Origin of the sequence: Leucobacter viscericola, from assembly GCF_011299575.1 — a bacterium.
GTDB classification, from domain to species: domain Bacteria; phylum Actinomycetota; class Actinomycetes; order Actinomycetales; family Microbacteriaceae; genus Leucobacter; species Leucobacter viscericola.
In genome coordinates this window covers 1,160,810-1,179,667 of record NZ_CP049863.1, presented here as the reverse complement: position 1 = coordinate 1,179,667, position 18,858 = coordinate 1,160,810, and the positions used below count along the sequence as shown (strand labels likewise).

Below are 18,858 nucleotides of genomic sequence, written 5' to 3'. Positions count from 1 at the left end.
GCGCTGAACGCCTCGTGCAGCGCTGTGACGTCCGAAGAACCGGTGAGTAACTTCGGTCGCCCGTCGCGCCGCGTAGCTCCGGCCGCCATGTCGTCCCAGTTGATGCCGTCGAGCAGCCGCATGGCGCCGTAACCGCCGCGCAGGCAGACCACGGCGTCGATATTGGGATCGCACCAGGCGTTCACCAGGTCGGCCCTGCGGTTGGCGTCGGTGCCCGCGAGGTGCCGCGAGCGCGGGTGCCGGTCGAGCACGTGCTCGCCGACAACCACGTTGAGTCCCCACGCTTCGTGGTACTTGACCGTGCGGTTGAGGCTCGTTCGGGTGCTGGGGCCCGAGGCGCCGATGATGGCGACCGTGTCGCCCGCTTGAAGCGGAGCGGACTCGAGGTAGGCGTGGCGGTCTAGGGTCATGACACCTTCTCCAAAACGCTGGGGCAGCGGCGAGTAGTTCGCGAGTGTACGGGTGCTTCGGGCTCAGCAGCACCTCTTCCGTGGTGCCCTGCTCCACGATTTCGCCGTGATACATCACCGCAACACGGTCCGCGATGTTCCACGCGAGACCGAGGTCGTGGGTGATGACGAGCGCGGAGAGCCCGAGTCGCTTCTTGAGTGAGAGCAGCAGGCCGAGAATCTCGCCGCGCACCGAAGCGTCAAGCGACGCCACGGGTTCGTCGGCGATGAGCATCTCGGGGTGCAGCGCGAGCGCACCGGCGATGACCACACGCTGCCGCTGCCCACCCGAGAGCTCTTGCGGGATCGCCCCAAAGTACTGTTCGGGTGGCGATAACTCCGCATCAACGAGGCTCTGCGCGACGCGTGCCTTTTCGTCGGTGGTCAGGCCCTGAACTCGCAGACCCTCTGCCACCGACTCGTAGACGCTGAGCTTCGGGTTGAGCGCGGCAGAGGGATCCTGCAGCACGAGCTGCACACTGCGGCGGAAGAGCTTCAGCGCCTTCCCCTTCTCGGGCAGGGGTTTGCCCAGGAAGCGAATGTCGCTGCCCTGGTCTGTCGGTTGCAGGCCCATGAGCGCGCGGGCGAGCGTGGTCTTGCCCGATCCTGACTGACCAACGAGCACCACAATCTCACCGCGGTGCACCTCAAGATCAACGTCGCGCACCGCGTGATGGCCGCCCGAACCGTGGTAGGTGACGTTCACGCCCTTGGCAGAGAGCAGCACCTCGTCGCTGGGTTTCGATTCGCCCGGTTCCTCTGCCCCGGCACCGTGTCGAGTGACCGGCCGCAAGCGCGAGGCGGGATCACCGATCGTCGGGAACGCGTCCGCGAGTTTGCGGGTGTACGGCTCGTTGGGCTCCGTACAGATCATGCGCGCCTCGCCCACCTCAACGAGCTCACCGTTGCGCATGACCGCGATGCGGTCGCAGGCGGTGGCGAGCACCGAGAGATCGTGGCTGATCATGAGCAGCGAGATGCCGCGCTCGGCAACGAGCCGCGAGATCATATCGAGGATCTGCTTCTGCACGATCACGTCGAGCGCCGTCGTTGGCTCGTCGGCGATGATGATCTCGGGTTCGCAGGCGAGCGCCATCGCGATCATGATGCGCTGTTTTTGGCCGCCCGAGAGCTCGTGCGGGTACGACTTCATCTTCTGCGTTGGCAGATCGACGATCTCGAGGAGCTCGCGCACCCGGGACTCGCGCGCCTGCGAGGTGCGCCAACGGTCGGTGACGTGGGTCTCGAGAGCCTCAAGAATCTGATCGCCAACGGTGTGCACCGGGTTGAGCGAGTGCATGGCGCCCTGGAACACGATGGAGGCCTGCGCCCAGCGCACGGCGCGCAGTTCGCCAAAGTTGAGCTTGGCCACGTCGGTGTCGCCGATGAGCACACGACCGTCGAGGCGCGCATTCTTTGGCAGCAGGCGCAGCGCGCTCATCGCGAGCGTTGACTTGCCCGACCCAGATTCGCCCGCGATCCCGAGTGTGCCACCAGCGGGCAACTCAAGCGACACCGACTTTACTGCGGAAACCTCACCGCGGCCGTTCTCGCCGGAGGTGCGATAGGTGATCGAAACGTCTTCAAATGTGAGCTTCGGCATGGCTTAGCGGCTCCTCAGCGTTGGGTTGACGATGTTCTCGACCGCGCGCCCCATGAGGGTAAACGCGAGCACAACCAGCACAATGGCGATACCGGGGGTCAGCACGTACCACCAGTAGCCGCTTGTTGCAGCTGAGACATCCATCGAGTTTTTCAGGATCGAGCCCCACGACTGCACGGTGGGATCGCCGAGTCCCAGGAATGACAGCGTTGACTCTGCGATGATTGCGGAACCCACGGTCAGCGTCGTGTTTGCCAGAACCAGCGGCAGCACACCGGGCAGGAGGTGCTTCACGATGATGTGCCAGTGGCCCGCGCCCAGTGCCCGGGATCGCTCGATGTAATCTCGGGACTCGACCGTAAGGGTCTGCGAGCGCACCACACGCGCGGTGCCCGCCCACGAGGTGAGGCCAATCGCGATGATGATGGTGAGCACACCCCGGCTCAGCACGGAAGAAAGCACAATCGCGAGGATCAGTGCGGGCAGCACGAGGAAGAAGTCGATGCCGCGCATCAGCACGCTCCCAGTGAAGCCGGTGAAGTGACCGGCGGCGATGCCCACGAGTGTGCCGATGAGCATTGACATCGCGGTAGCTGCGAGGCCAACCAGCAGCGAGACGCGAGCGCCCCACACCATGCGCACCCAGAGCTCGCGCCCCTGGTGGTCGGTGCCGAGCAGGTGCTCCCACGACGGGGGAGCGAAGCGCTCCTGGTCAACAAGCTTCGTGACATCGAGCATCTGCACGGGTGCGATGACTGGTGCGAGAATGGCGATGAGCGCCACGAGCACAAGGAAGCCGAGGCCAATCATGCCGGCGCGGTGGTGCCGAAATTGCCGCCAGAAGTTGAGGAGCGCATCTCGGCGCCTGGCCCAGGTGATCTGCCGTGGGGAGCGCTGTCGCGAGGAGCGCTGCTGAGGTGACCCCTCGGGGGCGGAGGGTTCTGGTTTAGTGGCGATGATGGTCATGCTCGCCTCACTCTCGGGTCAAGCTGACGGTAAATGAGATCAGCAATGAAATTCATGGCGATGATGATGGTTGAGAACACAACAAAGGTGCCCTGCAGCAGTGGCAGGTCGGGGCCGGTTATGGCCTCAAACGTGAGCTTGCCAAGGCCGGGCCACGAGAAGACGGTCTCAACGGTCACCGCCCCGGCAATGAGGCCACCTAAATGCATGAAGATGAGGGTCACCGTTGGCAGCATGGCGTTGGGCACCGCGTGGCGGCGACGAACCTGCACGTCACGCAGGCCCTTTGCGCGTGCGGTCGTGAGGTAGTCGGCGCTCATCTCTTCCACGAGCGAGCTGCGCATCACCATCAGGTACTGCGCGTAAACCACCGCGACCATCGTGATGACCGGCAGCACCATGTGCGATGCGATGTCGATGCTCGCACCCAAAAAGTCGGTTGGCGGGTTTGGGGATCGCATGCCGCCGGTTGGGAACCAGTGCAGGGTGCCACCAAACACCATGAGCAGGATCAGACCGAGCCAGAACGTCGGAACCGACCACAGCACGAGTGAGCTTGACGAGACGAACTTGTCGAAGCGCGAGCCGTGCTTCCACGCGGCCTTCTGGCCAAGCCAGAGACCAAGTACAATCGCGAGGATCGCGGCGGTGCCGGTGAGCAGAATCGTTGGCCAGAAGTATTGAGCAATGAGGCTCGAGACCGAGGTCTTGTAGACGTAGCTCTCACCAAAGTTGAGAGTGAACACGTTGACGAGGTAGTCGATGAACTGCTGCCAGAGCGGTTTGTTCAGACCAAACTGCTCGCGCAGCATGTCCATCTGTTCCGGTGACATCGAACGCTGTTTTGCGATCGACGCGACGGGATCACCCGGCAAGATTTTGAACGCGAAGAACCCGAGGACGATAACCATTCCCAGGCTGATTGCTGCTCCGCCCAGCTTCGAAAACAGGTAGCGGATCGCAGATGTGTCGCGGGTGTGCTCTTCTGCGTGAGCGCTGGTGGCTATGGCCGTTGTGGAGGGCGGCACTGAGTTTGACATGTGAGGGCTCCTGAAAGAGTGGTGGCGGAGGGGCCGCAGCTTGTCTGCCGCGACCCCACCGCTGAATTACTCGACGTCTGCGCTGTTCTTGCGACGGACGAGGTAGAAGATGACACCGCCGATGACGACGACGAGAACGACTCCGCCGGCGATCAGAAGCCCGGTGGTGGCGCCCTGACCGGAGGTCGAGGAGCTGCCCTCAACCGGAGCAACCGTCAAGAAGCCCCAGTAGCCAGCCTGGTTTGCGATGATGCCGCCGTCCTTTGGCTGCGTCGTGAACCCATCGAAACGGTCGGAGCGGTAGGCCTCAAGCCCGTTCTTGTACCAGGTCGCAATCTGCACCGTGTCGGTGTAGTTCATCGCGAGCATGTCGTGCACAATCTTCTGGCGCTTGCCCTCGTCGAGCTCGGAACGCTGCTCCTTGTAGAGCTTGTCGAACTCGGGATTGCAGTAGCCGTCCTGCGTGGTGCCGCCGGTGCCGTCTTCGTTGGTCGGCAGGTTCATGCAGGTGTTGATGCCGAGCTGGTAATCGGGATCGGGGTTCACGGACCAGCCGGTAAACATCATGTCGAAGTCGGCCTTCATCGATCGCGTGCTTGAGGTGTCGCTGTCGGTGGACTCGACGTTCAGCTTGATGCCAATGTCTTTCATCCACGGCACGAGGAACTCTGCGGTGGCCTGCTCGACCGGTTCGGTCGCGGTGACGAGGAAGTTAATCTCGAGCTTCTTGCCGTCCTTTTCCCGGATGCCGTCGGAACCGACAACCCAGCCGGCCTTGTCGAGCTTTGCCTTGGCGGCTGCGGGATCGAACTTCACGATTGCCGGATCATCGTCGGAAAGGTGCCACTTTGGGAACGATGACGGAATGAAGCTGGTTGCGCTGACGCCCTGCCCATCCAACACCTTGTCGAGCAGCGTTTTGGTGTCGGTGCCGAGGCGGATGGCCTGGCGAACTTCGACGTCGCGCAGTGCCGGATTGCCGGTGCCGTACTCCTTGCCATCACGAGTCTTGTAGCCGGGGTTGATGGTGAGGGAAGCGTAGCGGCGGCCAAGACCCGAGTGTGTTGTGATGCCGTCGACACCCTCGAGTGCCTTGAACTGAGTCGGTTCGAGATCGGAGACGAAGTCGACGTCGCCCGCCTTGAGCGCCTGCACCTTCGCGTCAGAGCTCGTGTAATAGACGTACTGCAGCTTGTCGACCTTGGGGGCGCCGCGCCAGAAGTTGGGGTTGGCCTTCAGTGTGATCGACTCGTTTGCCTTGTAGCTCTCAAGCAGGAATGATCCTGAGCCAACTACATCGGAATCGTTCATAAACTCTGCGGGCTTATCGATCTTCTCCCAGACGTGCTTTGGCACGATCGGGATCTCGGAACCCGGGTTGGGGGCCTGGGGCTCCTTCATGTTGATAACGACGGTCAAGTCGTCGGGGGCCTCAACGGAGGCGAAGTTTGTGACGAGGTTGCCGTTTGCGGTGCCGAGCTCGGGCACGTTCATCATCTGCTCGTAGGTGTACTTGACGTCGGCCGAGGTGATGGGCTTGCCGTCCGACCACTTCATGTCTTTGTGGAGGGTGTAGACCCACTTCTTGCCGCCGTCTTCGGTGGACCATTTTTCGGCGAGGCCCTCGGTGGGGGAGCCGTCTTCCGCGCTGTTCTGCACGAGCGACTCGTACATGTAGCGGATCGTGTTTGTGGGGAGGAGGTAGATCGAAATGAACGGGTTGAAGGAGTCGACAAACCCGGAGGTCGCGATACGGAACGTTGAGGCGTCCGCGTCTGATGTTGTTTCAGCCTGAACCACGGGCGAGGCGAAGGCCGTTGCTGGTGCGACTGCCAGGGCCCCGCATGCGATTGCTGCACCAGCGGCGAGCAAGCGGAGCCGTTTTTTCTTTAGAGGAGTGTGCATTCGTTGCATCCCTTCGGTTTCGACCGCATTCGACATTGATGTGGGGCCGGTGGACACCATGCAACCCTAAAAATTCGAAATGGTCAAGTTATTTGAGTCGTATCTTGTTGGTTTGATGAAGTTGTTGCGGGTATGGGTATTGGTCTTATCTTGTGAAGAGCAGGTGCGAGAAATTGTTTAAAAAGCTGGGTTGTCTAACAAAATGGCCACAAAGAAACATGTGCGATTGATTTCGAGTTGGCCTGTATGTTGCGCGAAATAATGTGCATGATGCGTTACGTATGATGCTTCATGTGTTTGCTTTTATGTTTCGTATAAAAACACCGACCGTCAGTATTCGGTCAGAGGGGAGCGCAGCACCTCCGTGAGCAGTTTGATTCGCTGGGGCAAAGACTCCGTGACAATGTGCTCGTTGAGTGCGTGGGCGCCGCCGCCGAGCGGGCCAAAGCCGTCAACGGTGGGGACTCCGAGACTGCCAATGAGATTTGTGTCGCCAGCGCCCGCGGCCGGGCGCCCTTCGACTGTCTGCCCGATCCTCTCGCCAGCCGTGTGGATGGCGCCAAGGAGCGCTTGATCTTCTAGAGAAGCGCTCCACGCCGGTCGACTACTCAGGGTTTCGACCTCGATGCGTGTGTGTGCTCGAATGGTCGGGAGGGTTCTGATGGCTGTCAGCACCTGGGCTTCCGTGGCGGCGTCGACAAACCTGAGCCCGATCTCAGCGCGCGCCTCCTCCGGAACGACGTTTGCGAGGCGGCCCCCCTGTATCGTGCCGACGTTGCAGAGCACTGGAGTATCGAGCGTGGGGTCTGCGGTGAGCGCGCGGATCGCGAGTAGCTGGTCAACTAGTTCATCGATGGCCGAAGCCCCGAGCTCCGGGTTGAGCGCGGCGTGTGCGGATCGCCCGAACACTCGCAGCATCAGTCGTGTGCTCCCGCGTCTTCCCACCTTGAGTGCCCCGTCGGGGTGGGGCGACTCAAAGCCGATTGCCGCCCGTGCGTCGGCGACGTGCTCTCGAATAAAGTGCTGCGAGGTGGGGGAGCCCACCTCCTCATCGCAGGTGAGAATGATTCTGACGGGGTGTTTGGGCCTGCCGCCGACGTGTTCGAGTGCCGCACACATGACGGCGATCCCGCTCTTCATGTCGTAGATCCCGGGGCCCGTGATGGTGCCCTCACCCACGTGCCACGGGATCTGGGAATCCAGGGTTCCCACCGGCCAGACCGTGTCGGTGTGCCCAACGAGCAGAAGGGGGCGGCCCTCGCCCGGAAAATCGGCGACCAGGTTGGTGCCCGCCTCGGTTTCCAGGAGTCGCACTGAGCCTCCGATGCGACGGAGGCGTTCGGCGATGGGGGCCGTGACCTGAGCGCTGCGCTCCCGGTCGTAAGAGGGCGACTCGATCTCTACGAGGGTTCGGAGAAACTCGAACTCGGAAGTAACTGCGGCCACCATTGCCTGCATTGTGCTCATGGTTATGAAACGTATCTTAGGCTTGCTTGTGGTGCAACTCCCTTATAGCATCGACATATTCACTGAAGAATCTGGATGTATAGGAAACGTATGTTGTTACCAGCAGTAGCCAATTTCGCATCTGAAGCATCGGCTGTGGGTGACTCTGCGGGTGCTCTTGTGAGTCGCGAACTGCGCGGTCACGAGGAGTTTCGAGCTGCTGCGGAGCTGTACGTCAGAGTATTCCAGTACCGCGCTCCCGAGTTCGCCCTGAATCCAAATCTCTTGAGCGCGATTGCCCAAAACGGCGGGTCAGCCGTGGGTGTCTTCACCCCGCGGGACGAGATGATCGGCTTCGCATACGGCTTTGCCGGGCGAGACGCGCATCAGAACGACTTTCATTATTCGCAGGCCGCGACCGTAGATCCCCGTTTCCAGGGAAAGGGTGTGGGGCGCCTGCTCAAACTTCAGCAGGCTCGAGTTGCTGAGCGGTGGGGCCATCAGACAATGCGCTGGACGTTCGACCCGACGCTGGCCCGAAATGCTCACTTTAATTTTGACTCGCTCGGTGCAGTGGGCATCGATTTTCTGCCGAGCTATTACTCGCGGCCGGGTTCTGACCGCATTCTTGTTGAGTGGACGCTCGCCGGGCGCCAGACACTGCGTGTGCCCGCGCAGGCACCGGGAGCACACGTTGCGCCCTCCCTCGGAGCAGCTGATTGGGGATTTGTTCGCGAGGACGGCGAGGCTCAGTGGATCGCCTTTCCCGCTGTTCCCGTGCAGAATGAGGCTGAGGCTGCCCGCGTGAGTGAACGGCTGGCAAAGGCGCTTCAGCAGGCATTTTTATCGGGTCGAGTGCTGATCCGATGCGCTCGACTCAACGACGATACCGCAGCGTACCTCGCTGTGCCAGGAACACGGGAGGAAACCGTATGACTGAAAAAACACCCGGCGCAGGTGCAGCCGCCCCGGGCAAGGTAGGCCGATCGCTCAGCTCCCCGGGGGATCGGTTCGGGGAGCAGTTTCGCGCGAATCTCTCGGCTGAGAATATTCAGTCGCGGGTCATCGAAAGCGAGCTGCGATCGCTCAAACTCACGCTTGAAGAACTGGCGGCGACCGGAGAAGTGCCGCGAGCCGCCGCGCTCATACTGGGGGCTCGACGCCGCTACATCGGCGGAGAGGGAAAGGGTGCGGCGTACGCGCAGCTCCTCAACGCTGACCTGTCGGCGACGCTGTCGAACGTGTTTGTGATTGACAATAGAGGCCTCACCCCCCTCACCGTGCTGACCGATGTGCGCGCGAGTGATGTGCTCGTGGTCTTTTCAATGAGGCGCTATCGCAAAGAAACCGTGCGTCTCGGCCGCCTCTTTCACGAGGCAGGCGGGCAGCTTGTGGTGATCACCGATAGCGACGACGCTCCGCTTGCAGGTCTCGCGAGCGCACTGATCCGCGTGCACACCGAGTCGGCATCCTACGCCGACTCGCCAACCGCAGTCGCAGCTGTCTGCCACCTGCTCAGCACACTCACGACGGCAAGCGCAAAGGGTGCGCGCCGCCGACTCGCTGATCGTGACCGCTACGCAGCTGATCTCGCGCTGTACCTGCCCGAAGACGACCAGGAGGGTAAATAAATGCGAATTGAACGAGTCCGGCTGCTGAAGCTCCGAATTCCGCTGCTGCACAGCTTCGAGACCAGTTCCCACCGGAAATCGGGCATCGAACACATTCTTGTTGAGTTCAGTGACGCCGACGGAACGATCGGGTGGGGTGAGATCGCCTCTCCCAACGATCCATTCTTCTGTTCCGAAACGACCGAGACTACCTGGTTTGTCGCTGAGCGCTACCTTGTGCCCCTCGTTCTTGGAGTCGAGTGGGATCACCCCGAGCAGCTCGAGGCCGCCTGGTCGAAGGTGCGCGGGCACGAGTTTGCGAAGGCGGGCTTTTCGGGGGCCGCCTGGGATCTCGTTGCGAAGCGCGACGGTGTTTCGCTGTCGAAGGCGCTCGGGGGCACACGCAGCGAGGTTGTTGCCGGGGTGTCGCTCGGGATCGAAAAAACGATCGATGAACTGCTCGCCCAGGTTCAGGCGCAGTTGGACGCGGGATACGGTCGGGTGAAGCTCAAGATCGCGCCCGGGTGGGACGTCGATGTCATCACCGCCGTGCGTTCTGCTTTTCCCGATGTTGATCTCCACGTTGACGCAAACGCGGCGTACCCGAGCACGGAGCAATCATTCCAGACCTTCCAAGCGCTTGATGCGTTTGGTCTCACCATGTTTGAACAGCCCTTTGCGATGCGTGACTTTCTTGCGCATGCGGAACTGCAGCAGCGGGTGGAGACACCAATCTGCCTTGATGAGTCGATTGTGACCATCGAAGATATTGAAACGATGCTTCGGCTCGATGCGGGGCGCGTTGTGAACATCAAAGTGTCGCGTATGGCTGGGCTCACCCAGGCGCGACGGGCGCACGACGTCACCGCTAACGCCGGGATACCCGTGTGGTGCGGAGGCATGCACGAATTTGGGATCGGGCGCTCGGCCAACCTCGCCATCTCCTCCCTGCCTAACTTTCTGTTTCCATCTGACGTGTCTGGTTCCGACAAGTATTTTGCTCGCGACATCGTGGAGCCTCCCATCCGAGCGAGCGAGGGGGTTGTGCCCGTGCCAACGAATCCAGGGATCGGCCTCACCGTTGACAGCGAGTGGATGCTCGAAAACGCTGGCTGGGTGTTCGACTCGGCGGATGCAGCCGAAACAAAGAACGCGGCACTGCTGATCGGAGTGGCCTCATGACCCGCTATCCCGTTATCGATGGCCACAACGACCTCGCCTGGGCCTGCCGAGAGACGCGCGATTACGCGGTCGCAGGTCTTGACGGTGCGGTACCAACACTCCATACCGACCTGCCGCGCCTCCGCGCAGGCAACGTCGCGGGCCAGTTCTGGTCGGTGTGGGTGGATCCGGTGCTTGAGGGCGCCGAGCAGGTTGTTGCGACGCTCGAACAGATCGACTTCGTGCAGCGCTTCGTCAATGCCTACCCCGACCAGCTGCGGCTGGTGAACACGGCTGCCGAGGCGCGGGAGGCGATGTCAAGCCGACGGATCGCGTCTTTGATCGGTGTCGAAGGCGGTGCGCAGCTTGGTGGATCGCTCGCCACGCTTCGCCAGTACGCTCGTCTCGGTGCGAGGTACCTCACACTCACGTGGTCCCGCACAATCGACTGGGCGGACTCCGCGACCGATACCGCTCAGCACGAGGGCCTCACGGATTTCGGGCGAGGTGTGGTTCGCGAGATGAACCGCATCGGCATGCTCGTCGATCTTGCTCACGTTGCTCCCGCAACCATGCGCGACGCGCTTGAGGTCAGCGAGCGCCCCGTCATGGTGAGTCACTCTGCGGCCTGGGCGCTGTGCAAACACAATCGAAACGTTCCCGATGACGTGTTGACCAGCATTGGTGAGCGCGACGGAGTCGTGATGGTTGCCTTTGTTCCCTCGTTCCTCTCTGAAGAACGCCGACTGTGGGTGGAGGCGGGCCAAGAGGGCGCCGCACCGCCCGTCGGCATCTCTGATCTCGCCGACCACATTGACCACGTGCGTGAGGTCGCTGGCGTGCACGCCGTGGGTCTCGGCGCCGATTACGACGGAACCGACGCGATGCCGGTTGGTCTCGAAGACGTTTCGGGGTACCCGCGACTCTTTGCGGAGCTTGAACGCCGTGGCTGGAACGAGAGCGAACTTCTCGGGCTGGGCCGCGACAACGTGTTGCGGGTCCTCGAAGCTTCTGACGGCGACTATCGAGACTTCATTGCCGGTAACGCGGGTGATCCTGAACCTCTCGTGATTGCGCCCGCGATCGACACAACAACTTTGAAAGAAGGATGACCGTGGTAACTGCACCCCGAGTGCTCGTTGTAGTGAACTCTCCGGGATCGGGGCCGCGGCGCCTCGCTACCTGGTTGACGGAAGCCGGCATCGAGATTGTCACGGAGGTGGGCAAAGACGGGCTCTCTGAAACCCTCAGCGGTGTGCACGGCCTCGTGCTTCTTGGTGGTGGCCTCATGCCCGACGACTACGAACAGGCGCCGTGGTTGCACACCGAGCGAAAACTGGTTGACGAGGCTATCGCTCGGGATCTGCCAACCCTCGGCATTTGCCTGGGCGCGCAGGTGATCGCCGACGTAGCCGGGGGAGAAGTGCGCGCCAACTTCGGGCCAAAGGAGCGCGGCAGCACCATGATCTACACAAACGCTGCGGGCGCGAGTGATCCGCTGCTCCGCTCGCTTGGCAGTGGCGCGCCGATGATCGAGAATCACCAAGACATGATCACGCGTCTGCCCGAGACCGCGACCCTGCTGGCCTCGAGCGACGCCATCGAGAACCAGGCGTTTGTTATTGGCGAGCACGTGCGAGGGGTGCAGTACCACCCGGAGGCTGCCGCGGCGGATCTCGCGAACTGGGACGACGCAGCACTGAGCGAGGAGGGCTACGATCCCGCCCAGCTCGCCGCGCTCGCACAGGCAAACGACGCCGCCAACACCGCTGCCAGCCGCGAGATGATCGACGCGTTTGCTCGCGAGGTACACGAGTGGGCTCGGAGCCAAGCGTGACGGCGACCCAGCTCGATCGAACGATTGCCCCTCAGCTGGCCGAGTCTGCTCTTCTTGCGGCCTTCGAAGCGCACAATCTGCGTTCTTCTCCAGCTGCGCTCGCCGCCGTGTTCGACGAGAGCGGCGTCATCGCCTGGAAGGCTTCGGGATCACCACGAAACGACGGTGTGCCAACCTCGCGCGACACGGTTTTTCGAATCGCCTCGATGTCGAAGAGTTTTCTCGCCGCGGCGCTGCTCGCGCTTCGTGATGAGGGGGCGTTGGATCTCGATCGCGCCGTGACCGATTACGTCCCGGGAATCCGATGTGTGCTGAACGGAAACGAGGAATCGGTTTCGCTTAGGCAGCTCATCACCAACTGCTCGGGGCTTGCCGAAGACAATGCCTGGGGCGACCGTATGCTCGGCGCGCGTCGGGAAGACATCGCTGCGCTCGCCGCCGAAGGACTGCTGCTGACGGCGGAGCCAGGGGAGAAGTATCAGTATTCCAACCTTGGAATGTCTTTTGTCGCGCGGGCGATCGAAACGGTGAGTGGCCAGACGCTTGAACAGTTTGTAGAGTCGCGGTTTCTCGAGCCGCTGGGGCTTTCCAACACGAGATATGACGTCGAGGCTTACGTGGACGGCACATCGGTTGCCGCGGGATTTCGCAACTTCGATGACGGCGAGACCTATATAGAGGAGCCGTTTGTCGGATCGGGGGCCCTTGCCTGCATCGGTGGGCTCTTCAGCACTGTCGACGACGTTGCTCGGTGGGCGGCTTTTGTGGCGTCAGCGTTCACCGATCGGCCGCAGCACACCGAGGTGCTTTCTGCGCGCAGCCGCCGCGAGATGCAGCGCATCGCAACGGTCATTCCTGACGGCGAGGATCGGCCGGATCGCCAGCTCGAGGCAGTCGGTTACGGCATGGGGCTCGTTATTGAGCACGACCGGCGCTTTGGGCGAATCGTGCAGCACTCCGGCGGTCTACCGGGTTTTTCCTCGCACATGCGGTGGCATCTCGCAACTGGTCTCGGAGTGGTGGCGTTTGGCAACTCGGATCGTTTCGAAGCCTGGGGCCTCGCCACTCGTGCGCTCACTGAGACGCTCACGAGCGCGGACGCACCCGCCGACACCGTGCAACCCTGGGCGGCCACACTCGAGGCCGCCGCACGCATTGACCGCGCACTGCAGGCGGGGTCGTCGTTCTCCGAGGTCGGCGAAGTCTTCGCCGAGAACGTGATGCGAGACCTGCCCCCTGAGGTGCGCGAGCGGCAGCTGAGCGAGGCTCTCGAACAGCTCGGTGCGGTCTTGCCGGCGCAGAACGAACTCAGCGCGAGAGCGCGAAGCTCGGCGATGCCCGCTGAACTGCGCTGGGTCATCGCGTGTGAGCGCGGCAATCTTGAGTGCTTCATCCGACTCGTTGGCCTGAGTAACCCACTCGTGCAAACGCTCACCGTCGCTGCCCAAAGCCAACCACTCCCGAAGGAGAATGCAACGATATGAAGACTCAACACGTAGTTGTGGTTGGCGGAGGGCTCATCGGTCTGAGCACTGCGTATGCCCTGCTGAGGGACGGGCACCGCGTCACCATCATTGATAGGGACAGGCTCGGCAGTGGCGCCGCGAAGGGCAACGCCGGTGAACTCACACCGCAGCAGGTGGGGCCGCTCGCCTCACCCCACACCGCAAAAGACATCATCCGTGGGGTGTTTACTCGCACCTCGTATCTCTCTATTGAGCCCCTGCAACTGCCGCGCCTAGCGCTCTTCGGTCTGGGGTTCCTTCGTGCCTCCGGCGCCACCCGATCGGCGAGGGGTGCCGCCGCGCTCGCCCAGTTCTCGGGCGAAATTCTCCCTTCACTGCAGCGCATGGCCGCGGACGGGATCGACGTTTCTGGCGGTGGTGACGGCTACCTCATGACCAGCTCGGTCGAGGCAGAGCTGCAGGCGGCGCACGCCTCCTACCGTCGTCGCGCAGAAAAAGGCTGGGGCGAGGCGCCCGGCGCGATTCTTCGCGGCACACAACTCGCGGATCAAGAACCCGCGCTCGCATCAGGCGTTGCTGCCGGATTCATGCTGCCGGGCGAGTTCTCGCTCGATCCGATCACGTTTGTTGAGAGCCTCATCGCGCACCTCAAAACCAACGGCGCTGAGATTCGTGAGGGGCTCACTGCCGAGCGACTCGGTGATGGTGCCAGTGTTGTGTGCCGGGCCTTTGACGGCAGCAAAACAACCATCCGCGGAGACAAGCTTGTGCTCGCTGCGGGCGCCTGGACGACCCCGATCCTGCGCAAATCACGCGTGCGCTCGGCCCCGGTGGTTTCGGGCAAGGGCTACAGCTTCACGGTTCCGGTTGAGCAGATGCCAAACACGCTCGTGCACTCAATGGATCGCCACTGCGTTGCGATTCCGATGCACGGTCGCCTGCGCATCGTCGGCATGATGGAGTTCGGCAGCCACCCCGAACACCTGAACCGCCAAAAACTTGAGGTGCTCACCCGGGCGGCCTCGGGTGTTATCTCCGGTGCCGATTGGCAGAACCGCACGGAGGAGTGGGTCGGTGCTCGCCCAATGACCGCCGACGGGATGCCGCTGCTTGGCGCGATCCCCAACCGCCACGAGGTGCTGGTGGCCGCCGGACACAACATGCACGGCCTCTCGCTCGGACCTGTCACGGGAGAGGTGCTCGCTGACCTCGTCGCAGGCCGAGAACCGGTTGTCGCGGGCAAGCCACTCGACCTGCGTCCGTTCGCCATTAACCGCTAGCCATACCCACACCGATTCATATTCCCAGCTCCGGGCGCGGCATCCACTAGAATTATTTCGTTCGACCGCGGGTGAACCCCGCTGCCGCACGGCTTCAGGGGCCAATCCGGGTCCGCTCGCCAATTTCTGCGCCGCACAAACAGTGCGTCAGGCGCGTTGCCTTGCCGAGACTATGGGAACCCACCCAAGGAAACTCAGACTCATGACTCTTGAAGCGAATCCGGTCCAGCTTGTGACTGACCCCAACGCCATTGACCCGCGCGTATTCCCGCCGACCGCGCGTCGTGGCCGTGAGTGCCAGCAGCTGAAGCTCGGTGGCATCCGCGCAACCGAGCTGACCCAGCAGTTTGGCTCGCCGCTCTATGTGGTCGACGAAGACGCCGCCCGCGCTCGTGCTCGCGAAATTCGTGAGGCGTTGCAGTCCGAGGCCCGTCGTGTCGGCACCGAGGCCACTGTCTACTACGCCAGCAAGGCATTCTTGTGCGTTGAGGTTGCCCGCTGGATGGCTGAGGAAGGCCTCGCCATCGACGTTGCGAGCGGCGGCGAACTCGCAGTTGCGCTCAAAGCGGGGGTTGATCCCGCGAGGATCGGCTTCCACGGCAACAACAAGTCGGTCGACGAGATCGTGCGCGCTGTCAACGCCGGCGTCGGCACGATTGTGATCGACAGCGAGATCGAGACCGAGCGCGTTGCAGAGGCAGCTGCCGCGGCTGGCCGTGTGCAGCGAGTCCGCCTGCGTGTGAACAGCGGTGTGCACGCGTCAACCCACGCGTTCCTCGCGACCTCTCACGAGGACCAGAAGTTTGGTCAGCCGCTCGCCGAAGCCCCGCGTCTGGTGAGTGCGATCCTGAACCACAGCAGCCTCGACTTTGTTGGCCTGCACTGCCACATCGGCTCCCAGATTTTCGCGACGGAGGGGTTCAGAGAATCCGCCCGTCGCCTGCTCAGCGTCTACGGCGAACTCGCCGAGATTGCGGGCCGCCCGATCCCCGAACTCAACCTGGGTGGCGGCTTTGGCATCGCCTACACCAGCGACGAAGCAGACAACGCCCCCGAGGTAGCCGTGATCGCGCGCGAGCTCGCTGACATCGTGGCGCAGAGCGCGCAGGATCTCGGTATTGCTCTGCCGAAGCTCGCGTTTGAGCCGGGCCGCGCCGTCATCGGCCAGGCTGGCGTCACGCTCTACACGGTCGGCACGACAAAGCCGGTGCAGCTTGCCGGCAGCGACGCCGAACAAGATCCCGCCGACGCGGGTTACGAGCAACGACTGTACGTGAGTGTCGACGGCGGCATGAGCGACAACGCCCGCCCCGCTCTCTACGGTGCCGACTACCAGGTGCGCATCGCGAACCGGGTCAGCGACGCCGCTCCCGCGCTCGTGCGGGTTGTCGGAAAGCACTGCGAGTCCGGCGATGTTGTGGTGCAGCGTGATGTGCTTCCCGGTGATGTGCAGCCCGGAGACGTCCTCGCGGTTGCCGCGACCGGCGCCTACTGCTGGTCACTCGCGAGCAACTACAACTACGTGCCTCGCCCCCGGTTGTTGCACTGCGTGACGGCGAAGCCCGCGTGATCGTGCGCGGCGAGACCGAAGACGATTTACTTGCACGGAGCGTCTGAGTTCAGATGCTGGTGAAGAACGGAGAAACGAATTGAACGGATACCGCGATCTTCGCGTGGCACTGCTGGGCTGTGGCTCGGTCGGAGCCCAGGTAGCCAGGCTGATCCTAGAGCACGGTGATGAGCTTGCCGCTCGTGCCGGGGCTCGGCTGACGCTCGCCGGAATCGCGGTGCGCAATATCGATTCTCCGCGTGACGTGGACCTGCCGCGGGAGCTCTTCACAACCGACGCTGAGAGGCTCGTGCAGAGCGCCGACATCGTGATCGAGCTGATGGGCGGCATTGAGCCCGCCAAGACGCTGATCCTTGAGGCGCTGCAGGGCGGTGCCGATGTGGTCACGGCGAACAAGGCGCTGCTTGCCGCGCACGGCCGCGAACTCGCGGACGCCGCAGAGCAGGTCGGTGCCCAGCTCTCCTACGAGGCCGCGGTCGCCGCAGCGATCCCGATCCTGCGCCCACTGCGCGAGAGCCTCGCTGGTGACCACATCACCCGGCTGCTCGGCATCGTCAACGGCTCCACCAACTACATTCTCGACCGCATGGATCGCTTCGGTGACAGCGCCGAAGACGCGATGCGGGTGGCTGCTGAGCTCGGTTACCTCGAGGCGGATCCCACCCTCGACGTCGAGGGCTACGACGCTGCGCAGAAGGCGACGATCCTCGCGAGCATCGCGTTCCACACCGAGGTTCCTGTTGAGGCCGTGTACCGCGAGGGCATCGCCGACATCACCCTGGCGCAGATCGAGACCGCAAAGCAGGCGGGCTACGTGATCAAGCTGCTCGCGATCGCCGAGCGCATCACCTCCGCTGACGGCACCGACGGAGTCTCCGCTCGGGTCTACCCGGCGCTGATCAACCGCGATCACCCGCTCGCTGCCGTGCACGGCGGCAAAAACGCGGTGTTCGTTGAGGCCGAGGCCGCTGGAGAGCTGATGTTCTACGGTGCCGGCGCCGGTGGCGCCGAGACCGCATCGGCCGTGATGGGCGATCTGGTTTCAGCCGCGCGACGCCACGTGATTGGTGGCCCAGGGCTGCCCGGATCGCTGCACGCCGAACTGCCGATCCTTCCGGTTGGCGAGGTGAGTACCGCCTACCAGATCATGCTTGATGTTCAGGATCAGCCGGGTGTGCTCGCGGCAATCGCCGGCATCTTGGCCGAGCACGGCGTCTCCGCGGCGAGCGTGACCCAGTCCGTCGCCGAAGACGCCGCTGGCCAGGCAACCCTGGTGATCGGCACGCACGTCGCACGCGAGGCTGACCTCGCTGCCACCGTTGAAGCGCTGCGCGCAAGCAGCTTTGTTGTAGGTGTGACCAGCATGCTGCGTCTCGAGGGCCAGGCATGAGCGCCCCCCGCACGGTAAAGACCTACGTTCCCGCGACGAGCGCGAACCTCGGGCCCGGTTTCGACACACTCGGTATCGCGCTCGCGTACGGCGACGAGCTGACCGCGGTGACCCGCGACACTCCCGGTGCAACCGTCACCGTAACGGGGGTAGGGGAGGGCGAGGTGCCCACCGACGAGACGAACCTTGTGGTGCGTGCCGTGGCTCACGTCTTCGAAAGCCTGGGGCGCGACATGCCCGGGCTCAACATCTCGGCCCACAATCGCATTCCGCACGGCCGCGGCATGGGATCCTCGGGTTCCGCCATCGTCTCCGGTGTGATGATCGCGAAGGGTTTGCTCGAGAGCGACCCGGATCAGCCGCTCGTGCTGAGCGAGGAAGAGCTGTTGGCGTTCGCGACGGAGCTTGAGGGGCACCCAGACAACGTCGCCCCGGCACTCTTCGGCGGGCTGACTATTGCCTGGACAAACGAAACCGGTCCGAAGTTCAAGCGACTCATGGTGCATCGCGGGGTCTTCCCACTTGTGCTCGTTCCCAGCTTCACCATGTCGACAGCCCTCGCGCGCAGCCTGCAGCCAAAGCAGGTGCCTCACGAGGACGCGGTGTTTAACGTGTCGCGATCCGCGCTGCTGATCGCCGCACTCACGCAGAGCCCCGAATTGCTGCTTGAAGCAACCGAGGATCGCCTGCATCAGAACTACCGCGGCGAGGCCATGCCGCAGACGCGTGACCTTATTTCTGAGTTGCGCGCGGCAGGGTATCCGGCGGTTGTGTCTGGTGCCGGTCCGTCAGTGCTGGTGCTGGCGAACGGGCCCGCTGAGCGACTTGCCGCCGCCGACCTGGTGGCCGCACGTGGAGACGATTGGCGGGTTTTGCTCCTTGCGGTTGACTCCAAGGGTGCTACAGTGGAGACGATTCCCGCGTAGCTGCGCACTCACGATGAGTTGTGTGCCAACCCTTCTTGGGGCGGCGTCAGCGAGAGTGAAGAACTCCATGTATGTGGTGTTTGTTTGACACTCAGGGTGGTGAATCGTTTTCCTCACCGACTATTAGCTCGGTGATCCCGACGCACATCTGTGCACCCCCGTCTGGAGGAGAAGCCAAGTGAGTGCTTTCTTCTGGCGGCGTTCCGAGA

General features: G+C 62.9%; 13 protein-coding genes and 3 pseudogenes. 10 read left to right on the top strand and 6 right to left on the bottom strand.

Annotation, left to right across the window (positions count from 1 at the left end; translation table 11 throughout):
- Nucleotides 1–44: 44 nt before the first annotated feature.
- The 6 genes and pseudogenes from G7068_RS16400 to G7068_RS05445 form a co-directional block, all read right to left on the bottom strand.
- Nucleotides 45–410: pseudogene (locus G7068_RS16400) on the bottom strand (LD-carboxypeptidase); the annotation flags it as partial.
- Nucleotides 411–444: 34 nt separating this feature from the next.
- Nucleotides 445–2,052, bottom strand: a pseudogene (locus G7068_RS05465) (ATP-binding cassette domain-containing protein); the annotation flags it as partial.
- A 3-nt stretch (nucleotides 2,053–2,055) separates the two neighbouring features.
- On the bottom strand, nucleotides 2,056–3,018 hold the full coding sequence (locus G7068_RS05460) for an ABC transporter permease (RefSeq protein ID WP_166289985.1): 963 nt from the start codon (nucleotides 3,016–3,018) through the stop codon (nucleotides 2,056–2,058).
- A complete protein-coding gene (locus G7068_RS05455; RefSeq protein WP_166289982.1) occupies nucleotides 3,015–4,058 on the bottom strand; it encodes an ABC transporter permease in 1,044 nt (347 codons plus the stop codon). The genes G7068_RS05460 and G7068_RS05455 overlap by 4 nt, the downstream gene beginning before the upstream one ends.
- A 66-nt stretch (nucleotides 4,059–4,124) precedes the next feature.
- Complete coding sequence (locus G7068_RS05450; RefSeq protein WP_166289980.1) at nucleotides 4,125–5,963, bottom strand: ABC transporter substrate-binding protein; 1,839 nt, start codon at nucleotides 5,961–5,963, stop codon at nucleotides 4,125–4,127.
- A gap of 330 nt (nucleotides 5,964–6,293) precedes the next feature.
- Nucleotides 6,294–7,430, bottom strand: a complete 1,137-nt coding sequence (locus G7068_RS05445; RefSeq protein ID WP_244304702.1) for a M20 family metallopeptidase — start codon at nucleotides 7,428–7,430, stop codon at nucleotides 6,294–6,296.
- A gap of 135 nt (nucleotides 7,431–7,565) precedes the next feature.
- On the opposite strand from G7068_RS05445, the gene G7068_RS05440 reads away from it, so the two are divergent.
- The 10 genes and pseudogenes from G7068_RS05440 to thrB all read left to right on the top strand — a co-directional run bounded on the left by G7068_RS05440 (nucleotide 7,566) and on the right by thrB (nucleotide 18,649).
- The gene (locus G7068_RS05440; protein ID WP_166289977.1) at nucleotides 7,566–8,345 is read left to right on the top strand and encodes a GNAT family N-acetyltransferase; all 780 of its coding nucleotides are present in this window, start codon (nucleotides 7,566–7,568) and stop codon (nucleotides 8,343–8,345) included.
- Complete coding sequence (locus G7068_RS05435; protein ID WP_166289975.1) at nucleotides 8,342–9,040, top strand: MurR/RpiR family transcriptional regulator; 699 nt, start codon at nucleotides 8,342–8,344, stop codon at nucleotides 9,038–9,040. Before G7068_RS05440 ends, G7068_RS05435 begins: the two co-directional genes overlap by 4 nt.
- The gene (menC, locus tag G7068_RS05430) at nucleotides 9,041–10,201 is read left to right on the top strand and encodes an o-succinylbenzoate synthase (RefSeq protein ID WP_166289972.1); all 1,161 of its coding nucleotides are present in this window, start codon (nucleotides 9,041–9,043) and stop codon (nucleotides 10,199–10,201) included.
- Entirely contained in the window at nucleotides 10,198–11,292 is a 1,095-nt protein-coding gene (locus tag G7068_RS05425) for a dipeptidase (RefSeq protein WP_166289969.1), read from the top strand. The genes menC and G7068_RS05425 overlap by 4 nt, the downstream gene beginning before the upstream one ends.
- Before the next feature lie 2 nt (nucleotides 11,293–11,294).
- Nucleotides 11,295–12,017, top strand: coding sequence for a type 1 glutamine amidotransferase (locus tag G7068_RS05420; protein ID WP_244304701.1), 723 nt, complete (start codon nucleotides 11,295–11,297; stop codon nucleotides 12,015–12,017).
- Nucleotides 12,014–13,501: a serine hydrolase domain-containing protein gene (locus G7068_RS05415; protein ID WP_244304700.1), complete on the top strand. Its 1,488-nt coding sequence runs from the start codon at nucleotides 12,014–12,016 to the stop codon at nucleotides 13,499–13,501. Before G7068_RS05420 ends, G7068_RS05415 begins: the two co-directional genes overlap by 4 nt.
- Complete coding sequence (locus tag G7068_RS05410; protein ID WP_166289963.1) at nucleotides 13,498–14,763, top strand: NAD(P)/FAD-dependent oxidoreductase; 1,266 nt, start codon at nucleotides 13,498–13,500, stop codon at nucleotides 14,761–14,763. Before G7068_RS05415 ends, G7068_RS05410 begins: the two co-directional genes overlap by 4 nt.
- Nucleotides 14,764–14,965: 202 nt before the next feature.
- A pseudogene (gene lysA / locus G7068_RS05405) lies at nucleotides 14,966–16,380 on the top strand (diaminopimelate decarboxylase).
- 32 nt (nucleotides 16,381–16,412) lie between these two features.
- Entirely contained in the window at nucleotides 16,413–17,723 is a 1,311-nt protein-coding gene (locus G7068_RS05400; protein ID WP_166289960.1) for a homoserine dehydrogenase, read from the top strand.
- On the top strand, nucleotides 17,720–18,649 hold the full coding sequence (gene thrB, locus G7068_RS05395) for a homoserine kinase (protein ID WP_166289956.1): 930 nt from the start codon (nucleotides 17,720–17,722) through the stop codon (nucleotides 18,647–18,649). The genes G7068_RS05400 and thrB overlap by 4 nt, the downstream gene beginning before the upstream one ends.
- The last annotated feature ends 209 nt before the right edge of the window (nucleotides 18,650–18,858 follow it).